Genomic DNA, 20241 nt, shown 5'->3' with positions numbered 1-20241 from the left:
CTGCCAGCGCTTGATTGCATGGCGCCTCAAGAAGCGCGCCGCGCGGTCGTTAACGCGAGAGAGACCATTCCGAATACCGCTTCGCTGCCATGCCTTTGCCGATCGTGATCGCCGACGACTCTTTGCTCGCTCGCAAACTTCTGACAAAGGCACTGCCCGGAGACTGGGACGTCGATGTCGCGTATGCGGCGAATGGTCGCGAGGCGCTGGCGCTCTATCGTGACGGCAAAGCTTCCGTGATGTTTCTGGACCTGACGATGCCCGACTTGAACGGCTATCAGGTGCTGGAGACACTGCGCCACGAAGATCTGAACACGTTCGTGATCGTGGTATCCGCCGATATTCAGCCGCAGGCGCAAGCACGCGTGCGCGAGTTGGGCGCGATCGCATTCGTTGCCAAGCCCGTGACGTCGGAGGCATTGCTGCCCATTCTCAAGGAGTATGGGTTGTATGCCTGAATCGGTGTTCACGGCGGAGCAACGCGACGCGTTGCAGGAGATCGCCAACCTCGCGATGGGGCGCGCCGCCGCACGGCTCGCGCTGCTGCTCGGACATTTCATCGAATTGTCGGTACCGCGCGTGCGCGTCGTGAAGGCCGCCGATGCGGGCGACGCGCTGCGCGAGATGACGGGCATCCGCGAGAACGTGACGGCCGTGCGCCAGGGCTTCCGTTCCGACATCAAGGGCGAGGCGATCGTGCTGTGCCGCAGCGCGGGTGTCGCGCGGCTCATGTCGCTGATGGAGCGCACGTTCGGCGACGGCGTGTATGCCGGCATGGCGACGCAGGACGAGGTCGTGTTCGATGTCGCGAACGTGCTGATGAGCGCGTGCGTGTCGTCGATCCTGGACGAGCTCGGTCGCAAGCCCGTGTTCTTCCCGCCCGGGCTGCTCGGCGCGAACGTGTCGTTCGACGACGTGTTCCAGCCGAACGTGCTCGCATGGAGCGTCGCGCTGCTGCTCGAAGTGAATTTCGGACTCGAGGATCACGCGTTCCGCGCACATTTCGTGATGCTGATGGCCGAGGATTCGATCCGGCTGATGGGCGACTCGCTCGACGCGTTGCTGTCCGCGCTATGACCGCTACTACTATTACTACTACCCGCCCCGCCACCACCGCCACCGCGGCGTCGCTGAGCGACCTCGTGATCGAACGGGTGGGCTTCGGCCTGTTCGTGCTCGACCGCTCGATGACCGTGCTGATGTGGAATCGCTTCATGCAGGACCACAGCGGCATCCCGGCTGCCGACGTGATCGGCCGCAACCTGTTCGACTGCTTTCCCGAGCTGCCGCGCGCGTGGCTCGAACGCAAGCTCGAGAGCGTGTTCCAGCTCGGCAGCTTCGCGTTCAGCTCGTGGGAGCAGCGGCCCTACCTGTTTCGCTTCGAGCACGACCGGCCGATCACCGGCGGCGTCGACTACATGCAGCAGGACTGCACGTTCATGCCGCTCACGCGTGGCCGCGAAGTCGAGGCCGTGTGCGTGACGATCTCGGACGTCACGCACGTGAGCGTGATGCAGCGCGAGCGCGAGGAAGCAGTCGCGAAGCTGCGCGAGCATGCGAATCGGGACGGCCTCACCGGCATCGCGAACCGGCGCTTCTTCGAGGCGCGGCTCGGCGACGAGTTCGCGCGCTGGCAGCGCTACGGCGGCGACCTGTCGATGCTGCTGTTCGACCTCGATCACTTCAAGACGATCAACGACCGGTTCGGGCATGCGGCCGGCGATGCGGTATTGCGCGAGACGGCGCGCCGCGTCGCGTCGATCGTGCGCTCCCAGGACACGTTCGGCCGCTTCGGCGGCGAGGAATTCGCGCTGCTGCTGCCGTGCACGAATCTCGACGAGGCGATGCGGGTGGCGGACAAGGTGCGCGACGCTATCGGCAGCACGCCGGTCGACGCGGAAGGCGTCAGCGTGCCGGTGACGGCGAGCGTCGGCGGTGCGTGCGCGACGGTGGGCGCGACGGCGCCCGACGTGCTCGTCAACGAGGCCGACACCGCGCTTTATCGTGCGAAGCGGCTCGGGCGCGACCGGTCGATCGCGTACACGTGAGCGCCGCGTGACCGTGGCGTCGCCTTGCCGGCGCCGCGCGTCGTTCAGCTTTTCGCGATATCCACCAGCACGGCCGCCAGCACGGCCGGCTGCGACACGAACGGTGAATGGCTGGTGTCGAGCTGGTGCACGTGCGTCGGGTTGCCGGGCACGAACGCGTCGGCTTCGTCGATGAAGCGCTGCTGCAGCGCGGGCAGGATCACGCGATCCTCCAGGCACTTGATGTAGTGACGGTCGATCGCCCCCCAGCGCGCGGCGGTCGTCGGGATCGCGGTCGCGAACGGCGCGGCCGGCACGTCGCAGGTCATCAGGTTCGCCATCGCCTCGAAGTCGGCCTGCGCCGCGTCGTCATACAGCGCGCGCTTCGCCAGCGCGCGATACGCGGCATCGCCGCTGCGCGGATCGATCCGCAGCGCGCCGGCGACGCGAGGGCTCGCGAGCATCAGCGGCGCCAGCATTTCGCCCTTGTTCTCGGGCGCGCGCACGTAGTCGAGGCCCGGCACGCCCGATGCGGGCATGAACGCGGCGAGATAGACGATCTTCGCGATCTTCTCCGGCGCGCGTTCCGCCGCGGCCGTGATCGCGAGGCCACCCATGCTGTGGCCGACCAGCACGACCTTGCCATGGCCGAGCGCGTACGCGTCGTCGACGGCCTCCATCACCTGCGTCGCGTAATCGTCGAGCGTGGTATTCGCGACCGGCGACGGCTCGGCGCCGAAAGCGTCCTTGTCGAGCGGCCGTTCGAGATACGATGCGGGAAAGCGGGCGTTGATGCCGTGTGCGGGCAGGTCGCGCGCGATCGACAGGTAGCCGCGCTCGGCCAGCGCGGCCGCGACGTGCGCATAGCACCACGCACCGTGCCACGCGCCGTGCACCAGCACGAAAACGGGATGGTCGGAGGGCGCGGCGGCGGTTACGTTCGTCTCCATGGTGTCCGTCTTTTTCGAGAAAGATGTTCATCTTAGACGAAGGTGCGTGGCCGAAACGGCGCGCGTTCAAGCCGGCACGCGCGGGCCGACTGTGCGCATACCCGCACCGGTTGCCGTGACGAAGCCCTTTTGTCTCCTACAGGCCACATTTCGTCCTGATCTGATTTGATTTTGCGCCGAAGCGCGCTAATTTGACACTTTGCTTCCGATGGCGCCCCATGAACGTCGACTACCTTTTCTACCGGCGGCCTGACAAGCCCGGCCCCTATTCCCTCGACGACCTGGGCGAGATCGCGCCGCCGATCGGCCCGAGCGACGCGGTGCGCGCGGGCATCACCCGCGTGTTCGACCAGCTCGACTGGCACGAGTCGCCCGACGTCCCGGGCGCGTGGTTCGGCACCGGCGGCGCGTCGTTCCAGTTCACGGCGGAGCCCGACGGCTGCGTGACGAGCTTCATGGGCTCGCGGCTCGAACGCCGCTCAGTGCTGCAGCTGACCCGCGAAATGGGGCTCATCGCGCTCGATCTGCAGCGCGACATCGTCTACGGTTGACGCGCGGCGCGACGCCGTTCCCCGCCGGGGCCGGCCGCACCAGCTCCCGCCGGCCTTTGCGCGGGCCGCCAGGCGCGGCACGGGTCCGCCATCGAACTTCAAAGATTGCTATACTTTCGCCCAATTCCGGCTTCCGGCCGGTAATTTGTGCCTGTCTGCGTCGATCGTTCGCATATCTCGCACGCATTTGACGCCCTGACCAACCCAGCCGGGCATGGCTTCTTCAATCGCCCCGCGTGGGCGTCTCCGTGGAGCTCGTCTTGGCCGTTTCCAATCTCGTCGTGGACGAACAAGAAACCGACGCCGCTGCCGTCACATCGGGCAGTTCTTTCTATTTGGCGATGCGCATCCTGCCGGCGGTGCAGCGCGACGCGATGTTCCAGGTCTACGCGTTCTGCCGCGCGGTCGACGACATCGCCGACAGCGACCTGCCGCGCGCCGAGCGCAACGCGGGCCTCGATCGCTGGCGCGCGGACATCGACGCGTGCTTCGCCGGCCAGCCGCCGCGCCATCTGGTCGCGCTCGAGCGCGAGATCCGCGCGTTCGACCTGAAGCGCGAGGATTTCCACGCGATGATCGACGGAATGGCGATGGACGCCGCCGAGGACATCTGCGCGCCGGACGAACCGACGCTCGACCTGTTCTGCGATCGCGTGGCGAGCGCGGCCGGCCGTCTGTCGGTGAGGATTTTCGGGATCCCGGAAGCGCAAGGCATCGCGCTGTCGCATCACCTCGGCCGCGCGTTGCAGCTGACGAACATCCTGCGCGACATCGACGACGACGCGGCGATCAACCGTTGCTACCTGCCGCGCGAGCTGCTCGCGCGCGAAGGCATCGCGATCACCGATCCGGCGACGATCGTGCGCGACCCGGCGCTGCCGCGCGTGTGCGCGACGCTGGTCGAGCGCGCGCTCGAGCATTTCCGCGCGGCGGACGCCGTGATGGATACCTGCACGCGTGCGCAGGTGAAGGCGCCGCGCATCATGTCGGGCGCGTATCGCTGCATTCTGGAGGCCGCGGTCGCGCGCGGCTTCGCCGCGCCGCGCGCGCCGCTGCGCAAGCCGAAGGCGCGCATGCTGATGATCGCCGCGCGCTACGCGCTGTTCTGAGCCGATGCCCAGAACCGTCCACGTGATCGGTGCAGGACTCGCGGGCCTGTCGGCCGCCGTCGAGCTGCAACGTCGCGGGCGGCGCATCGTGCTGCACGACGCGCATGCGCACGCGGGCGGCCGCTGCCGCTCGTGGTTCGACGGGACACTGAACACGACGCTCGACAGCGGGCTGCATCAGGTGTTCGCGGGGCAGCCCGCGACGCAGCGCTACCTGCGTGCGATCGGCGCGGCCGATCAGCTCACGGGGCCCGCGCTGCCTGAATGTCCGGTGGCCGACGTCGCGTCGCAGCAGCGCTGGACGCTGCGCTTCGGCAACGGGCGCTGGCCGTCGTGGCTGTTCGACGCCGCGTCGCGCGCGCCGGGTACCACGCCGCTCGACTACCTCGCGCTGGCCTCGCTCGCGTTCGCGCGCACCGGCCGCTCGCTCGCACAGACGATGCGATGCGACGGCGTGCTGTGGGATCGTTGGCTGCGCCCCTATTTCCTCGGGGTGCTGAACGTCGAGCCGCGCCACGCGAGTGCCGAACTCGCGCGCGCGGTGCTGTGCGGCACGTTTGCCGCGGGCGGCCCGGGCTGCCGCCCGCTCGTCGCGCGCCACGGGCTCGGTAGCGCCTTCGTCGAACCGGCGCTGCGGATGCTGCAGCACGGCGGCGCGCAGATCCGGCTGAACTCGCGGCTCGACGCGTTCGAATTCGGCGCGCACGGCAATGCGGTCGATGCGGTCACGGTCGGCGGCGAGCGCGTGGATCTCGCGCCGGGCGACGCGATCGTGCTCGCCGTGCCGCCCGAGGTCGCGCAGCCGCTCGTTCCGGATCTCACCGCGCCCGACACGTTCAGCGCGGTCGTGACCGCGTACTTCGCGGTCGACACACCGGCCGGCGGCCCGCCGCAGACGGCCGTCGTCAACGGTGTGGTCGACGCGGTGCGCGCGGGCGGCGGCATGCTCGCGGCGACGATCCGCGACGCGGGCCGCTGGCTCGACATGCCGCGCGACGCGCTCGCGCGGCGCATCTGGGAAGACGTCGCGCGCGTGAGCGGCGCGAACCCGGAAACGATTCCCGCGTGGCAGCTCGTCGTCGAGCCCCGCGCAGGCTTTGCGGCGGTGCCGTCGCAGGAAATGAAGCGTCCGGCCGCGCGTACGCGCTGGACCAATCTCGTGCTGGCGGGCGACTGGATTGCCACCGGCTTGCCCGCCACGATCGAGGGCGCGATCTGTTCCGGCCAGCTGGCCGCGGACGTGCTCCAGACACAGTAAGTAACAGAGGGACCGATGAACGATCTCACCGAAATGGCTACCCTGTCCGCCGGCACCGTGCCGGCCGGGCTCGACGCCGCCGTCGCCAGCGCGACCGATGCGCTGCTGGCCGCACAGAACGCGGACGGCCACTGGGTCTACGAACTCGAGGCCGACTCGACGATTCCCGCCGAATACGTGCTGCTCGTCCACTATCTCGGCGAGACGCCTAACCTCGAGCTCGAACAGAAGATCGGCCGCTATCTGCGCCGCGTCCAGCAGGCCGACGGCGGCTGGCCGCTGTTCACCGATGGCGCGCCGAACATCAGCGCGAGCGTGAAGGCGTATTTCGCGCTGAAGGTGATCGGCGACGACGAGAACGCCGAGCACATGCAGCGCGCGCGCCGTGCGATCCAAGCGATGGGCGGCGCGGAGATGTCGAACGTGTTCACGCGGATCCAGCTCGCGCTGTACGGTGCGATTCCGTGGCGCGCGGTGCCGATGATGCCGGTCGAGATCATGCTGCTGCCGCAGTGGTTCCCGTTCCACCTGTCGAAGGTGTCGTACTGGGCGCGTACCGTGATCGTGCCGCTGCTGGTGCTGAACGCGAAGCGTCCGATCGCGAAGAACCCGCGCGGCGTGCGCATCGACGAGCTGTTCGTCGACCCGCCCGTCAACGCCGGGCTGCTGCCGCGTCAGGGCCACCAGAGCCCCGGCTGGTTCGCGTTCTTCCGCGTGGTCGACCATGCGCTGCGCGCGGCCGACGGCCTGTTCCCGAACTACACGCGCGAACGCGCGATCCGTCAGGCCGTGTCGTTCGTCGACGAGCGCCTGAACGGCGAGGACGGCCTCGGCGCGATTTATCCGGCGATGGCCAACGCGGTGATGATGTACGACGTGCTCGGCTATGCGGAAGATCATCCGAACCGCGCGATCGCGCGCAAGTCGATCGAGAAGCTGCTCGTCGTGCAGGAGGACGAAGCGTATTGCCAGCCGTGCCTGTCGCCGGTGTGGGACACGTCGCTCGCCGCGCATGCGCTGCTCGAGACCGGCGACGCGCGCGCCGAGGAGGCCGTGATCCGCGGCCTCGAATGGCTGCGCCCGCTGCAGATCCTCGACGTGCGCGGCGACTGGATCTCGCGCCGCCCGCACGTGCGACCCGGCGGCTGGGCGTTCCAGTATGCGAACCCGCACTACCCGGACGTCGACGATACCGCGGTGGTCGCGGTGGCCATGGATCGCGTGCAGAAACTCAAGCACAACGACGCGTTTCGCGATTCGATCGCGCGGGCGCGCGAGTGGGTCGTCGGGATGCAGAGCAGCGACGGCGGCTGGGGCGCGTTCGAACCGGAAAACACGCAGTACTACCTGAACAACATTCCGTTCTCGGATCACGGCGCGCTGCTCGATCCGCCGACGGCCGACGTGTCGGGCCGCTGCCTGTCGATGCTGGCGCAGCTCGGCGAGACGCCGCTGAACAGCGAGCCGGCGCGCCGCGCGCTCGACTACATGCTGAAGGAGCAGGAGCCGGACGGCAGCTGGTACGGCCGCTGGGGGATGAACTACGTGTACGGCACGTGGACGGCCCTGTGCGCGTTGAACGCCGCGGGCCTGACGCCGGACGATCCGCGCGTGAAGCGCGGCGCGCAGTGGCTGCTGTCGATCCAGAACAAGGACGGCGGCTGGGGCGAGGATGGCGACAGCTACAAACTGAACTATCGCGGCTTCGAGCAGGCGCCGAGCACCGCGTCGCAAACGGCCTGGGCGCTGCTCGGCCTGATGGCGGCCGGCGAGGTGAACAACCCGGCCGTCGCGCGCGGCGTCGAGTACCTGATCGCCGAGCAGAAGGAACACGGGCTGTGGGACGAGACGCGCTTCACGGCGACGGGCTTCCCGCGCGTGTTCTACCTGCGCTACCACGGCTATCGCAAGTTCTTCCCGCTGTGGGCGCTCGCGCGCTATCGCAACCTGAAGCGCAACAACGCCACGCGCGTGACGTTCGGGCTGTAACGCGTGGCGCCGACGCAGCACAACGGCACGTTGCCCGTCATCGCCGTCACGGGGATGGCGTTCGAGGCACGCATCGCGCGCGGTCACGGCGTCGAGGCCGTGTTCGCCGCGCGCGCCGACCGGCTCGAGCGCGCGCTGGCCGAGGCGACCGCGCGCGGTTGCGCGGGCATCGTGAGCTTCGGCACGGCGGGCGGGCTCGCGCCCGACCTCGCGCCCGGCGCGCTCGTGATCGCGGACGCGATCGACGGGCCGTTCGGCCGCGTGCAGACCGATCCGGCCTGGAGCGCGCGGCTCGTCGCCGCGCTGCACGACACGCCGGTGTGGGCGCGCGTCACGCGCGGCACGATGGCGGCGGTCAGCGCGCCGGTGGTCAGCGAGCAGGAAAAGACTTCGCTGCATCGCGCGAAGGGCGCGCTCGCCGTCGACATGGAGTCGCATATCGCCGCGGCCTTCGCGGCGTCGCGCGGCGTGCCGTTCGCGGTGTGCCGCGCGATCGTCGACCCGGCGTGGCGCACGCTGCCGCGCGCGGCGACGGCCGGCCTGCGCGACGACGGCAGCACCGCGATCCTGCCGATCCTGCGCGAACTGCTGAAGCAGCCGTCGCAGCTCGGCCCGCTGCTGCAGGTCGCGGGCGACGCGCGCGCGGCGCGCACGACGCTGATCCAGGCGCGGCACGCATTCGAGCGTGCGGGCGCGATGCGGATCGTCTGAGCGGCGTTCGCCGCTTCTCCTCTTCCCCTTCTTTTTTCGTCCGCGTAGGCATAAAAAAAGAGCGCTGCATGATGCAGCGCTCTTCGGCTTTCCGGCGGATTCCGTGTCGCGTTACTGCGCAGCCGGGGTGCTCGCGGGCAGGGTCGGCATCGCCGGCGCGATCGGCGCGCCGTTGGCGGCCGGCGCCGTCGTCGCACCAGCGGATGCAGCCGCCGGCGCCGCGGCAGGCGCGCTCGCAGGCATCGCACCGTCGGCACCCGGATCGTCGTACTGCGGCAACCCCAGCGCGGCCGGCGCGTTGTTCGGCGCCGCGCCCGATGCGCCGCCCGCTTCACCCGGATCCTCGTAGTTCGGCAAGCCCGGCATGGCCGGAGCGGCCGCCGGCACCGCGCCCGCCTCGCCCGGCTCGGCGTAGTTCGGCGGCGTGGCCGACGCCGACTGGCCGCGATACGTCAGCGACTTGCGCTGCTGCAGATACGCATCGCGGACGAACGAGTACGGATCGAGCGCCGCCTGCTTCAGCAGGTCGGTCGCACCGAGCAGATCCGAACGCGCGCTGATGAACTGCGCGATGTACATCGGATTGCGCGCGGCCGGCTCGATGTAGTTCAGCAGGTTGAAGCGGACGTCCACCGCGCGGCCGACGCCGTCGCGGATCGTGCTCGGCCCGAACACCGGCAGCACGAGGTACGGGCCGGACGGCATGCCCCAGCGCGCCATCGTCAGCCCAAAATCCTGGTGATGCTTCGGCAGCCCGGCCGGCGTCGCGATGTCGATCAGGCCGGCGACGCCGAACACCGAGTTCATCGCCACGCGCATCAGATCCTGCGTCGCATCGGTGATGCGCAACTGCAGCAGGTTGTTCGCCATGTTGCCGAGATCGCCGAGGTTCGAGAAGAAGTTGCTGATCGCGGTGCGCATCGGCGTCGGCGTGATCTTCTGGTAACCCTTCGCGATCGGCACGGCGATGTTCGTGTCGACCGTGTCGTTGAACTTGTACATCGCCCGGTTCATCGGCTCGAGCGGGTCGTTGGGGTTGCGGTTCGGGCCGGTCGCGCAGCCGCTCAGCACCGTGCTGGCAGCGACGGTCGCCGCAATGATTCGCACCTTATTCATTGTTTCCTTGCGATTGGTTCTGGGCGCGTTTGACGCGCGGTTTGCCCATCAGGACGGGCTGAAACACCACGGCGCCGATCAGGGTGCAGGTCAACGCCAGCGCGAGCAGCTTGCCCATGCTCGACGTGCCCGGATGATGCGACAGCCACAGGCTGCCGAAGGCGGTTGCCGTCGTCGCGGCGCTGAACAGCACCGCGTGCGTGAGGCTCGAGTGCAGCAGGCCCGTCTGTCCCGCGCGCCACGCCATCACGAAGTACACCTTGAACGCGACGCCGACGCCGAGCATCAGCGGCAGCGCGATGATGTTCGCGAAGTTCAGCGACATGCCGAGCAGCACGCACATCTCGAGCGTCACGAGGCCCGACACGAGCAGCGGCACCAGCGTGCGCAGCACGTCGCCGAAGCGGCGCAGCGTGACCCACAGCAGGATCGTGATCGAGATGATCGACCACAGCGCCGCGTGCAGGAACGCGTTGATGATCGTGTCGGCCGAATGCAGGATCGAGATCGGGCCGCCGGTCGCGCCCGGCTCCGCGGCCTTCACCGCCTTCGCGAAGCGGCGCAGCATCGTGTCGTCGTTCGGGTCGACGCCCTTCGGCACCTTCGGCGAAATCTGCACGAGCGCATGGCCGTCCGGCGCGACCCAGTCGCGCACGATCGGCGGCGGCAGCGATTCGCGCGTGACGTCCTGCGGCTGCAGCAGCGTCGCGAGCTGGTTCAGCGCGATGCGCAGCGTGTCGGAGAACGCGTGTTCGGCGCGGTCGCGCGTCGCGCTGTCGGCGGCGGCGAGCTTCGCGAGCGATGCCGACAGATGCTGGGCGGCAGCCGCGCCCGGGCCCGGGTGATCTTCCGCCGCGTAGCCCAGCAGGTCGGACACGCGCTTGAGCGCGGCGACGCGCTGCGCGTCGGTCGCTTTCGGCGCGGCCGGCTGCGTCAGCGCGGGCAGCAGCTCGCTCGCGGCCGCGGCGATCGCCGCGCGCTTGGCCGGCTGGTCGGCCGGGACGAAGGTCGTGAGCGTCGTCGTGCGGCCGACTTCCGGCAGCGCGTCGAGGCGCTTCGCGGCCGCGTCGGCCTCGGCGAGCGACGGCGCGAGCAGCGTGACGTCGTTGACGGCCGCTTCGGGCGAATCCTTCAGCGCGAGCAGCGTCGCCATCGATTCGCTGTGCGGATCCTTCAGGTGCAGCGGGTTGAAGTCGAAGTGCAGGAACGCGAGCAGCGGCAGCGCGCCGATCACGACCGCGAGCGTGCCGATCAGGATCGGCTTGCGATGGCGATCGAGGAAATCGTCGACCGGTGCGAGCCACGGAAAGCCCGGCGTCTTCGATTCGCCCGGCGGCGCGAACAGGCGCAGCAGCGCGGGCAGCAGCGTGAGCGTGGTCAGCAGCGCGACGAACATCCCGACGCCCGCGATCAGGCCGAGCTCGGACACGCCGCGATAGGCGGTGGGGATGAACGAGAAGAAGCTCGCCGCGACCGCCGTGGTGGCGAGCGCGAGCGGCATGCCCATCGAGTGCGCGGCGCCGATCAGCGCGTGATCGATGCGTTCATCGCGGAAGCGTTCCTCGCGGTACTTCACGCCGTACTGGATCGAGAAGTCGACGCCGAGGCCGACGAACAGCACCATGAACGCGACCGAGATCATGTTCAGCGAACCGACCATCGCGAGGCCGAGCGCGGCCGTCACGACGAGGCCGACGAACAGCGTGACGAGCACCGAGCCGATCATCCGCTTCGAGCGCAGCGCGAGCCACAGGATCACGAGCACGGCGAGCAGCGTGAGCGCGCCGTTGAGCGCGGCGCCGTCTTCCACCGACGCGAATTCGTCGTCGGCGAGCGGCTGTTCGCCGGTCAGGCGCACGACCGCGCCGTAGCGTTGCTCGAGGCCGAGCGCTTGCGCGGTGTCGCGGATCACCTGGGTCGTTTCCGCACCGGCCTTCAGCGCGCCGTAGTTCACGACCGGCTGCACGGTGACGAACGCGCGGGCGGGCTGGCGCGCGGCATCGCTGTCGACCAGCCCGCGCCACGAGAACGCGGCCGGCTTGCCGGCGAGCACGTCGTCGACCGTCGCGGCGCTGCGCGCGAGCAGCTTCGCCATCGCGGGCAGCTTCACCTGGCCGGTGAGGAGCGGCTGGCCGAGCGTGGTGGACAGCGTGGTCGCGAGCCCGGTCAGGCTCGGGTTCTTCGCGAGTTCGTTGACGAGCGGACGCGCGCTCGCGAGCTGCGACGTGGTGTCCGACACTTCCTGCGACGACAGGAACAGCAGCCCGTTGTGCTCGAAGAACGGCCCGCCGCCGGGTTCAGCGACCTGACCGATCCGGCCGGCGTCGGCCTGCTTCTGCAGCGCTTCGGTGAGCGTGTGCGCGGCGGCCGTCGCGAATTCGGGCGCCGGCGCCTCGACCACCGCGAGGATCGTGCCGTTGCGTTGCGGGAAGGCCTTGTCGACGGCCTTGCCGAGCGCGGCCCACTGCGGTTCCGCGTCGACCAGTTTGCTGATGTCCGTGTTGATCTTGAAGTGCTGCGCGACATAGACGCCGCTGAAGACGGCAATGACGAGCGACAGCACGACGACCCAGACGGGGCGGCGTACCGACAATGCGACGAGTCGGACGATGAGAGATGTCACCATGTGGCGGTGCGATGGGGCTGGCAAGGGCAAAGCAACGAGTATACCGGCGCCGCGTGACGTCGGTCGCAACGTTGCAGCATGAAGGGGCGGGAAGGATATTTGCTCCGCGGCGAGGGAATCGGCGCGAATGATCGGACCATTGGTAAGCGGATATTTACATAATCGGCCCGAATCGTGCCGCGGCGGCGGTCCTGTGACAAAAGGGGCTCAAAGGTAACAGTCGGTCACCGGGCGGCAGGCGGGCGTTCGGGCCGCTATACTTCGACCCACCGGCCGATGCAATCGATGCAATCCGCCGGCCCGTTTTTTCTCATCGAGTGCGATATCCGTATGAAACGTCATCTGTTTGCTTTCGTCGCGGCCGCCGCCGTGTCGGTTTCCGCTTTCGCGCAGAGCGCGCCGGTCGACATCGTCCGCAATGCGGTCGAGGGCACCGTCAACGCGATGAAGGCCGATCCGGCTGCACGCGGCGGCGACATGGCGAAAATCACGCAAGTCGTCGAGCAGCGCTTCCTGCCGGTGACGAACTTCGAGCGCACGACGCGCATCGCGGTCGGCGATGCCTGGAAGCAGGCGACGCCGCAACAGCAGCAGGAACTCTACAAGCAGTTCAGGGTGCTGATGACGCGCACCTATGCCGCGTCGCTCGCGCAGCTCGGCAACCAGGACGCGAAGTTCTCGTTCAAGCCAGGCGGCGCGTCGGGTGCCGATGCGCTGGTGCAGTCGACGGTCACGACGCCGGGCGACAGCCAGTCGGTCGGCTACCGGCTCGGCAAGGTCGGCAGCGACTGGAAGATCTACGACATCGACATGTCGGGCGCGTGGCTGATCCAGGTCTACCAGGGGCAGTTCAAGAGCCAGCTCGCAACGGGCGGCATCGACGGCCTGATCGCGTATCTGCAGAAGCACAACTCGCGGACGAACTGATCGCCGCTTGCCGATCCGTTTGGGTCGGTATGCATGAAGGGCGCCCTCGGGGCGCCTTTTTTGTTGCGGCGGCGGCTTCGCGTTCGCAATGACGGGGCGCCGGGCGCGCCCTATCGCCGCCGATGCTCGACCGCGAACTTGATCAGCTCCGCCTGCCCTTCGATCTCGAGCTTGCGCTTCAGATTCAGCCGATGGGTTTCCACCGTGCGCACCGACAACCCCGTCTGCTGCGCGATCTGCTTGCTCGACAGCCCCTCGGCCAGCGCGTCGAGGATGTCGCGTTCGCGCGGCGTCAAGCGGTCGAGCGGCGACGCGGTCGCGCTCGCCTGGATCATCCGTGCCGCGAGCCCTTCGCTGAAGAACGTCTGCCCGGCCAGCACCGCGCCAATCGCGCGGACGATCTCGCTCGCCGGCGAATCCTTCAGGAGGTAGCCGCTCGCGCCGGCGCGCACGGCCTGCGTCACGTACTCGATGTTGTCGTGCATCGACAGCATCAGCACGCGAATCCCCGGAAAGCGTTCGTGGAACACGCCGGCGAGCGTGATGCCGTTCATCCCGTTCATGCCGACGTCCATCAGCGCGAGATCGGGCTCGAGCGACGCGGCCAGCGCGAGCGCTTCGTCGGCGTTGCCGGCTTCGCCGACCACGGACAGGTCGGCCGCCTCGAGCCGCATCCGCAGGCCGTCGCGCACCAGCGGGTGGTCGTCGACGAGCAGCAGTCGGGCGGCGGGCCGGTCAGTGTCGGGGGCGCTCATGGGCAAAGGTCTCCGGTTATGGTGGTGCTCGTCAGGCGGCGCGCAGCGGCACGCGCGCGGCCACGACGGTGTGGCCGACCTGCGACGTGATCGTCAGCGTGCCGCCGAGCGCGTCGAGGCGCTCGCGCATGTTGCGCAGCCCGATGCCGCGGCGTGCATCGGTCTGGGTCCGCTCGGCGTCGAAGCCGCAGCCGTTGTCGGCGATGGTCAGTCTGACGGCATGCGCGCCGACGTCGAGCGTGACGGCCGCGCGCGACGCCTGCGCATGATGCACGATGTTGCTGAGCGCTTCCTGTGCAATCCGGAACAGCGCCGTATTGACCGGCGCGGGCAACGGCCGCGCGCCGCTGTGCGCAACCTGCGTATAGCCGATGTCGATGCCGCTCTCCGCGCCGAGTTCGCGCACGAGCTGCTCGAGCGCGGCCGCGAGGCCGAGATCGTCGAGCATCGCCGGGCGCAGCGCATGCGAGATGCGCCGCACTTCGCGCAGCGTGTCGCCGAGCCGTCCGACCCCCGTCGCGAGCGCCTGCTCGGCTTCGGGCATGCGCGTCGCGCCGCGCTCGAATCGCGCGAGCGCGGACTCGAGCATCAGCTTCGCGGACACCATCATCTGGCTGATCCCGTCATGCAGCTCGCGCGACAGCCGCTCGCGCTCCTGCTCCTGCGATTCGACGACGCGCTGCGCGAGCTGCTTGAGCTTCGCATCGGCGCTGCGCGATTCGCTGACGTTCAGCACCAGCGCGCACACGGCGATCACCGCCGCGCCGGTCAGCGCGATCGCGGTGAGCCAGCTCATCGTGCGCTCGATGTTCGCGGACGCGCGCGCGTCGATGCGTTGCAGCGCGGTGTCGACGTCGTCGAGATAGATGCCGGTGCCGACCATCCAGCCCCAGCGTTCGAGCGCGACGACGTAGCCGAGCTTCGGCGCGACCTTGCCCGTCGACGGCCGCTGCCACGCGTAGCGCACGTAGCCGCCGCCGTGCGACGCGGCGCCGATCAGTTGCTGGATCGTCAGCGCGCCTTGCGGGTCGCGCATCGACCAGAAGTTGTGGCCGACGCGCTCGGGCTCGCGCGGATGCATCAGCGAATTGCCGTGCAGGTCGTATACGAAGAAATAGCCGTCGGGGCCGAAATCCATCTTCTGCAGCATCGCGAGCGCCTGTGTGCGCAGTAGCCCCTCGTCGCGCGCATTGCGGCCGCTCGCGTCGTACAGCGGCATGATCGCGCTCGTCGCGAGCTCGACGTAATGCTTCAGCTCGACTTCCTTGCTCGACAGGTAGGCGGCCTGGATCGTCGCGTGCTGCGTGCGCGCGAGCGACGTCGCCTGCTGGCGTACGCCGAAGCCGATGCCGGCGATCGCGAGCAGGAACGGCACGATGGCCAGAAGGAAAATCTTTGCCTTGAGTCTCATGGTGGTGCGAAGCAGACGCGGACGCGGGCCGGCGGCCGCGTGTGTCGCGCGGCGGCGCGGCGAGCCGACATTGTCGGCGATTTTGCCCGCAGGCGGCGGTGTGGCAGCCGGAGGGGCCGGCCCGACGCCGCGCTCAGGCGCGCCGCGGCATGCGTTCGACGGACGAGGACGTCAGTACGACGACCTGATTGCGCCCGGATTCCTTCGCGCGGTACAGCGCGTCGTCGGCGAGCTTCAGCGCGGCCTGGATGCTGTCGTCGCGTTCCGGATAGCAGGTCGTCACGCCGATGCTTGCGGTCAGGCGGCCGGACACGCCCGTGTCGTGCCGGATGCCGAGATCGAGGATGCCGGTGCGGATCGCTTCGGCGATCGTCACGGCGCCGTTCGTGTCGACATTGGGCAGCACGACGACGAACTCCTCGCCGCCGTAACGGGCCGCATAGTCGGCCGGACGGCGCAGGCAGCCGGCGATGCAGCGGGCGACCGCGGCGAGCGCGTCGTCGCCGGCCTGGTGGCCCTGCGTGTCGTTGTAGCGCTTGAAGTGATCGACGTCGACGAACAGCAGCGACAGCGCGTGCTGCGAACGCGCCGCGCGGCGCCATTCGCGTGCGAGCGTGACGTCGAGCATCCGGCGGTTGTCGAGGCCGGTGAGGCCGTCGGTGCGCGCGAGCGCCTGCAGTTCGGTTTCCGCGCGGTGACGCTTGCGCAACTGCACGTCGAGCAGCAGCGACAGGCCGACGAAGCCGATTGCGAGCACGGCCATCGCCGAGCCGATCGGGATCGCGCGGTCGTACCACGCGGCGTAGGTGTCGGCTTCCGAGCGCGCGACCATGATGATCAGCGGCAGGTTCTCGAGGTGCCGGAACACGTACAGGCGCCGCACGCCGTCGATCGACGCGGTGTCGGAGAAGCTGCCTTCGCTGGCGGTCATGAAGTGCCGGAACGTGCTGGCCTTGCTGATGTTGCGCCCGACGATCGCCGGTTCGTACGGCTGGCGCGCGAGCATCAGCCCGGACGTATTGATCAGCGCCATCGACCCGCGATCGCCGAGGGAGAGGCGCGAGAACAGGTTCTGGAAATATTCGAGCCGGATCGATATCACGGCGACGCCGCCGAACGACCCGTCGGGGCGCGTGATGCGCCGGCTGAGCGCGATGCTCGGCGAGCCGGCGCGCAGCCGCGAATGGTACGGATCGCTGACGTACAGGCCGACGTCCGGATGGTCGCGATGCACGGTGAAATACCGTTCGTTGCCGAAATTGGCCTTGCGCGGCACGTCGCTCTTGCCGTCGACCGCAATGTCGCCGTTCGCGTCGAGCACATAGATGCCGCCGAGATACTTGGCGGTGGTCGCGCGATCGAACAGCACCTGGCGGCGCAGCGGCATCGGCAGCGCGACGACCGCCGGATCGTTCTCGCCTTCGACGACAGCCTGCAGCGACAGCGCGAAGAACTCGATGTTGCGCTCGATGTCCCACGACGCCATCAACGCGATGTTGTGCTGCGTGATGCGCGCACGGTCGCGCGCGTCGATGCGTGCCTCGTACAGCACGATTCCGCACAGCAGCAGCAGGAGCAGGCCGAGCAGCAGCCCCGAATAGAAGATCAGGTGCGGCAGCAGGAGCCGGCGCAGATGAGCGGCGACACGGCCCGTCAGGCCGGATTCGCTGGGCATTGCGTAGTCGGTTTCTGCCATGGTCCGTGGATCGAGGGGGCATCGCCGCCGGGCGGCGGGCCGATGCGAGTGTGTTCGTATTGATTGGCCGGCGGCGATCCGTTACGCGGCCCCCGATACGCATTCCGCCCGACCGACAGGAAACGCGGGCGCGATCATCGATCATCGCAGCCGGATAAGCCGCCGGATTACCGGCGCACCGGCGAGATAGATCTGCCGCGATTCGACGATCCGACGAATCGCGGCGCGCAATGGTCCGAGTATAGCGCGGGCATTATCGAGCGCGAAAAATGTTGCAAGCCATTGATCCGGATCAAATTATCGCGCCGGCCGACGCTTGCCGAGCGTGCGCGCAAGCGTTGCAGTACAAGGCTCTGCGCCGAAGGCCGAGCGATACGGATCGATTATCCGTTTTCAGCGTCCGCGTGAATCCGCATACGAAAACGGGCGGCCGAAATGGCCGCCCGTGTCGTGAAGCCGCATGCGGGAAAGCCCGCATGCGAACGCTCACGCGCCCTGTTGTTGCGCCTTGAACGCGAGCCGGAACCGATGCAGCAGCGGCTCGGTATAACCGCTCGGCTGCGACGTGCCCTGCAGCGCCAGCGCGCACGCGGCCTTGAACGCGGTGGACTGGCCGTAGTCAGGCGCCATCGGGCGGTAGTTCGGGTCGCCCGCGTTCTGCTGGTCGACGACGCGCGCCATCCGCTTGAACACGTCGAGCACGAACGCCTCGGTGATCACGCCATGGCGCAGCCAGTTCGCGATGTGCTGGCTCGAGATGCGCAGCGTCGCGCGGTCTTCCATCAGGCCGACGTCGTGGATGTCGGGCACCTTCGAGCAGCCGACGCCCTGTTCGACCCAGCGCACCACGTAGCCGAGGATGCCCTGCGCGTTGTTCTCGACCTCGCTCAGGATCTCGCTTTCGCTCCAGGCGGCGCGCTCGACGACCGGCACGGTCAGCAGCCCTTCGAGCAGCGCGTCGCGTTCGCTCGCGTAGGACGTCTTCTCCAGCTCCTGCTGGACGGCCTGCACATCGACCTGGTGGTAGTGCAGCGCGTGCAGCGTCGCGGCGGTCGGTGACGGCACCCACGCGGTGTTCGCGCCGGCGCGCGGATGCGCGATCTTCTGCTCGAGCATCGCGTGCATCAGGTCCGGCATCGCCCACATGCCCTTGCCGATCTGCGCGCGGCCGCGCAAGCCGGCCGACAGGCCCGCGAGCACGTTGTTGCGCTCGTATGCGGTGATCCACGCCGACGACTTCATCTCGCCCTTGCGGATCATCGGGCCCGCTTCCATCGCGGTGTGCATCTCGTCGCCGGTGCGGTCGAGGAAGCCGGTGTTGATGAACGCGACGCGCGCGGCGGCGGCCGCGATACATGCGGCGAGGTTCACGCTGGTGCGGCGCTCCTCGTCCATGATGCCCATCTTCAGCGTGTTGCGCGGCAGGCCGTACAGATCCTCGATGCGCGCGAACAGCGTGTCGGCGAACGCGACTTCGACGGGGCCGTGCATCTTCGGCTTCACGATGTAGATCGAGCCCGTGCGCGAATTGCGCTTGGCCTTCAGGTCGTGCAGCGCGCACAGCGTGGTGACGACGCCGTCGAGAATCCCTTCCGGAATCTCGTTGCCGTCGCGGTCGAGCACCGCGCCGTTGGTCATCAGGTGGCCGACGTTGCGCACGAACAGCAGCGAGCGGCCGTGCAGCGACAGCGTGCCGCCGGCCGGCGTCGTGTATTCGCGATCGGCGTTCAGGCGGCGCGTGAAGGTCTTGCCGCCCTTCGCGACTTCCTCGACCAGCGTGCCCTGCATCAGCCCGAGCCAGTTGCGATACAGCTGGACCTTGTCTTCGGCATCGACCGCCGCGACCGAATCCTCGCAGTCGATGATCGTGCTGACCGCGGCTTCGAGCACGACGTCCTTCACGTTCGCGAGATCGGCGCGACCGATGGGGGTCGACGCGTCGATCTGGATCTCGATGTGCAGGCCGTTGTTTTTCAGCAGGATCGCGGACGGCGCGCCCGCCGCGCCCTGGTAGCCGACGAATTGCGCCGGGTGCGCGAGGTGCACGACGCCCTTGCCCGTCTCGACGGCGAGCTGGCCGTCCTCCACGCGATAGCGCAGCGCGTCGCGGTGCGAGCCGCTCGCGAGCGGCGCCGCGTTGTCGAGCACGTTGCGCGCGTAGTCGATCACGCGCTGGCCGCGTGTCGGGTTGTAGGCCGACGTGCGTTCGGCGCCGCCGTCCTCTGGCAGCGCATCGGTGCCGTACAGCGCGTCGTACAGGCTGCCCCAGCGTGCGTTCGCGGCGTTCAGCGCATAGCGCGCGTTCGACAGCGGCACGACGAGCTGCGGGCCGGCCTGCGTCGCGATCTCGCTGTCGACGTTCGCGGTGGCTGCCGCGACGTTCGCCGGGACCGGCACGAGGTAGCCGATTTGTTCGAGGAACGCGCGAAACGCGGCATGGTCGCGCACCGGGCCGGGATGCGCGCGATGCCACGTGTCGAGTTCGTGCTGGAGGCGGTCGCGTTCCGCGAGCAACTCGCGGTTGCGCGGCGCGAGGTCGTGCACCAGCGCCGAGAAACCGCTCCAGAACGCGGCCTTGTCGATACCGGTGCCCGGCAATGCTTCGTTTTCAATGAACTGGCTCAGCGCTGGCGCGACTTGCAGTCCTGCTTGGTCGATCATCGTGATTCCTCCCGGGGAATGAAAAACGCGCGCGGATCAGGCCGCGACGCTTTGTGTGCCGGCGCGGGCGATCTGGGCGTCCTGTTCGGACTTTACGCCAGACACACCGATCGCGCCCGCAATGCGGCCGTCCACCATGACCGGCACGCCGCCTTCGAGCAACCCCGTCAGCGGCACGCTCAGAAACGCGGTGCGGCCACCGTTGATCATATCCTCATACGCCTTCGTCTCACGCCGGCCGAGCGCCGCCGCGCGCGCCTTGTCGTGCGCGATGTAGCTGCTGGCCGGCGATGCGCCGTCGAGACGCGCGAACGCGAGCAGGTGGCCGCCGTCGTCGACGATGGCGATCGACACGGCCCAGCCGTGGTGCTCCGCTTCCGCGCGGGCGGCGGCGAGCATGCGCTCGACGTCCGCGAGTTCGAGTTCGGGTTTCGTTTGCATGGAAGTCCTCCGG

General features: G+C 68.7%; 17 protein-coding genes. 9 read left to right on the top strand and 8 right to left on the bottom strand.

Features of this window, described 5'->3' with window-relative positions:
* Nucleotides 1-89 precede the first annotated feature (89 nt).
* The 3 genes from BAMB_RS24805 to BAMB_RS24795 are packed head-to-tail and all read left to right on the top strand — an operon-like array spanning nt 90 to nt 2048.
* On the top strand, nt 90-458 hold the full coding sequence (locus BAMB_RS24805) for a response regulator (RefSeq protein ID WP_006751668.1): 369 nt from the start codon (nt 90-92) through the stop codon (nt 456-458).
* On the top strand, nt 451-1077 hold the full coding sequence (locus tag BAMB_RS24800; protein WP_041491559.1) for a chemotaxis protein CheC: 627 nt from the start codon (nt 451-453) through the stop codon (nt 1075-1077). The genes BAMB_RS24805 and BAMB_RS24800 overlap by 8 nt, the downstream gene beginning before the upstream one ends.
* Nucleotides 1074-2048: a GGDEF domain-containing protein gene (locus BAMB_RS24795; protein WP_011659895.1), complete on the top strand. Its 975-nt coding sequence runs from the start codon at nt 1074-1076 to the stop codon at nt 2046-2048. The genes BAMB_RS24800 and BAMB_RS24795 overlap by 4 nt, the downstream gene beginning before the upstream one ends.
* A 44-nt stretch (nt 2049-2092) precedes the next feature.
* Here BAMB_RS24795 and BAMB_RS24790 read toward each other — a convergent pair whose 3' ends face one another.
* The gene (locus tag BAMB_RS24790) at nt 2093-2977 is read right to left on the bottom strand and encodes an alpha/beta fold hydrolase (RefSeq protein ID WP_011659894.1); all 885 of its coding nucleotides are present in this window, start codon (nt 2975-2977) and stop codon (nt 2093-2095) included.
* Nucleotides 2978-3195: 218 nt separating this feature from the next.
* Here BAMB_RS24790 and BAMB_RS24785 point away from each other — a divergent pair, with 218 nt between their 5' ends.
* From BAMB_RS24785 to BAMB_RS24765, 5 genes are all read left to right on the top strand, one after another.
* A complete protein-coding gene (locus BAMB_RS24785; protein ID WP_006751672.1) occupies nt 3196-3528 on the top strand; it encodes a hypothetical protein in 333 nt (110 codons plus the stop codon).
* Between the two features lie 260 nt (nt 3529-3788).
* Nucleotides 3789-4637 carry a presqualene diphosphate synthase HpnD gene (gene hpnD, locus BAMB_RS24780; protein ID WP_011659893.1) on the top strand — a complete coding sequence of 283 codons (849 nt, stop codon included), beginning with the start codon at nt 3789-3791 and terminating at the stop codon, nt 4635-4637.
* 4 nt (nt 4638-4641) lie between these two features.
* Entirely contained in the window at nt 4642-5895 is a 1254-nt protein-coding gene (gene hpnE, locus BAMB_RS24775) for a hydroxysqualene dehydroxylase HpnE (RefSeq protein WP_011659892.1), read from the top strand.
* Nucleotides 5896-5910: 15 nt separating this feature from the next.
* Nucleotides 5911-7884: a squalene--hopene cyclase gene (gene shc / locus BAMB_RS24770; protein ID WP_011659891.1), complete on the top strand. Its 1974-nt coding sequence runs from the start codon at nt 5911-5913 to the stop codon at nt 7882-7884.
* 3 nt (nt 7885-7887) lie between these two features.
* On the top strand, nt 7888-8595 hold the full coding sequence (locus BAMB_RS24765) for a phosphorylase (protein ID WP_011659890.1): 708 nt from the start codon (nt 7888-7890) through the stop codon (nt 8593-8595).
* A 111-nt stretch (nt 8596-8706) separates the two neighbouring features.
* Here BAMB_RS24765 and BAMB_RS24760 read toward each other — a convergent pair whose 3' ends face one another.
* Together BAMB_RS24760 and hpnN are read right to left on the bottom strand one after the other, a co-directional pair.
* The gene (locus tag BAMB_RS24760) at nt 8707-9711 is read right to left on the bottom strand and encodes an MlaA family lipoprotein (protein ID WP_011659889.1); all 1005 of its coding nucleotides are present in this window, start codon (nt 9709-9711) and stop codon (nt 8707-8709) included.
* Nucleotides 9704-12337 carry a hopanoid transporter HpnN gene (gene hpnN, locus BAMB_RS24755; protein ID WP_011659888.1) on the bottom strand — a complete coding sequence of 878 codons (2634 nt, stop codon included), beginning with the start codon at nt 12335-12337 and terminating at the stop codon, nt 9704-9706. The genes BAMB_RS24760 and hpnN overlap by 8 nt, the downstream gene beginning before the upstream one ends.
* A gap of 330 nt (nt 12338-12667) precedes the next feature.
* Here hpnN and BAMB_RS24750 point away from each other — a divergent pair, with 330 nt between their 5' ends.
* Nucleotides 12668-13264, top strand: a complete 597-nt coding sequence (locus tag BAMB_RS24750; RefSeq protein ID WP_041491702.1) for an MlaC/ttg2D family ABC transporter substrate-binding protein — start codon at nt 12668-12670, stop codon at nt 13262-13264.
* 110 nt (nt 13265-13374) lie between these two features.
* On the opposite strand, the gene BAMB_RS24745 is transcribed toward BAMB_RS24750, so the two are convergent.
* The 5 genes from BAMB_RS24745 to BAMB_RS24725 all read right to left on the bottom strand — a co-directional run bounded on the left by BAMB_RS24745 (nt 13375) and on the right by BAMB_RS24725 (nt 20228).
* Nucleotides 13375-14019, bottom strand: a complete 645-nt coding sequence (locus BAMB_RS24745) for a response regulator (protein ID WP_011659886.1) — start codon at nt 14017-14019, stop codon at nt 13375-13377.
* A gap of 31 nt (nt 14020-14050) precedes the next feature.
* Nucleotides 14051-15430, bottom strand: a complete 1380-nt coding sequence (locus BAMB_RS24740; protein WP_011659885.1) for a cache domain-containing protein — start codon at nt 15428-15430, stop codon at nt 14051-14053.
* A 133-nt stretch (nt 15431-15563) separates the two neighbouring features.
* Complete coding sequence (locus tag BAMB_RS24735) at nt 15564-17126, bottom strand: sensor domain-containing diguanylate cyclase (protein ID WP_011659884.1); 1563 nt, start codon at nt 17124-17126, stop codon at nt 15564-15566.
* Between the two features lie 486 nt (nt 17127-17612).
* On the bottom strand, nt 17613-19787 hold the full coding sequence (locus tag BAMB_RS24730; RefSeq protein WP_011659882.1) for a malate synthase G: 2175 nt from the start codon (nt 19785-19787) through the stop codon (nt 17613-17615).
* A 36-nt stretch (nt 19788-19823) separates the two neighbouring features.
* The gene (locus BAMB_RS24725; protein ID WP_011659881.1) at nt 19824-20228 is read right to left on the bottom strand and encodes a GlcG/HbpS family heme-binding protein; all 405 of its coding nucleotides are present in this window, start codon (nt 20226-20228) and stop codon (nt 19824-19826) included.
* Nucleotides 20229-20241: the final 13 nt, after the last annotated feature.

The organism is Burkholderia ambifaria AMMD (assembly GCF_000203915.1).
Taxonomy (GTDB): domain Bacteria; phylum Pseudomonadota; class Gammaproteobacteria; order Burkholderiales; family Burkholderiaceae; genus Burkholderia; species Burkholderia ambifaria.
This window is presented reverse-complemented; position numbering and strand designations above follow the sequence as displayed.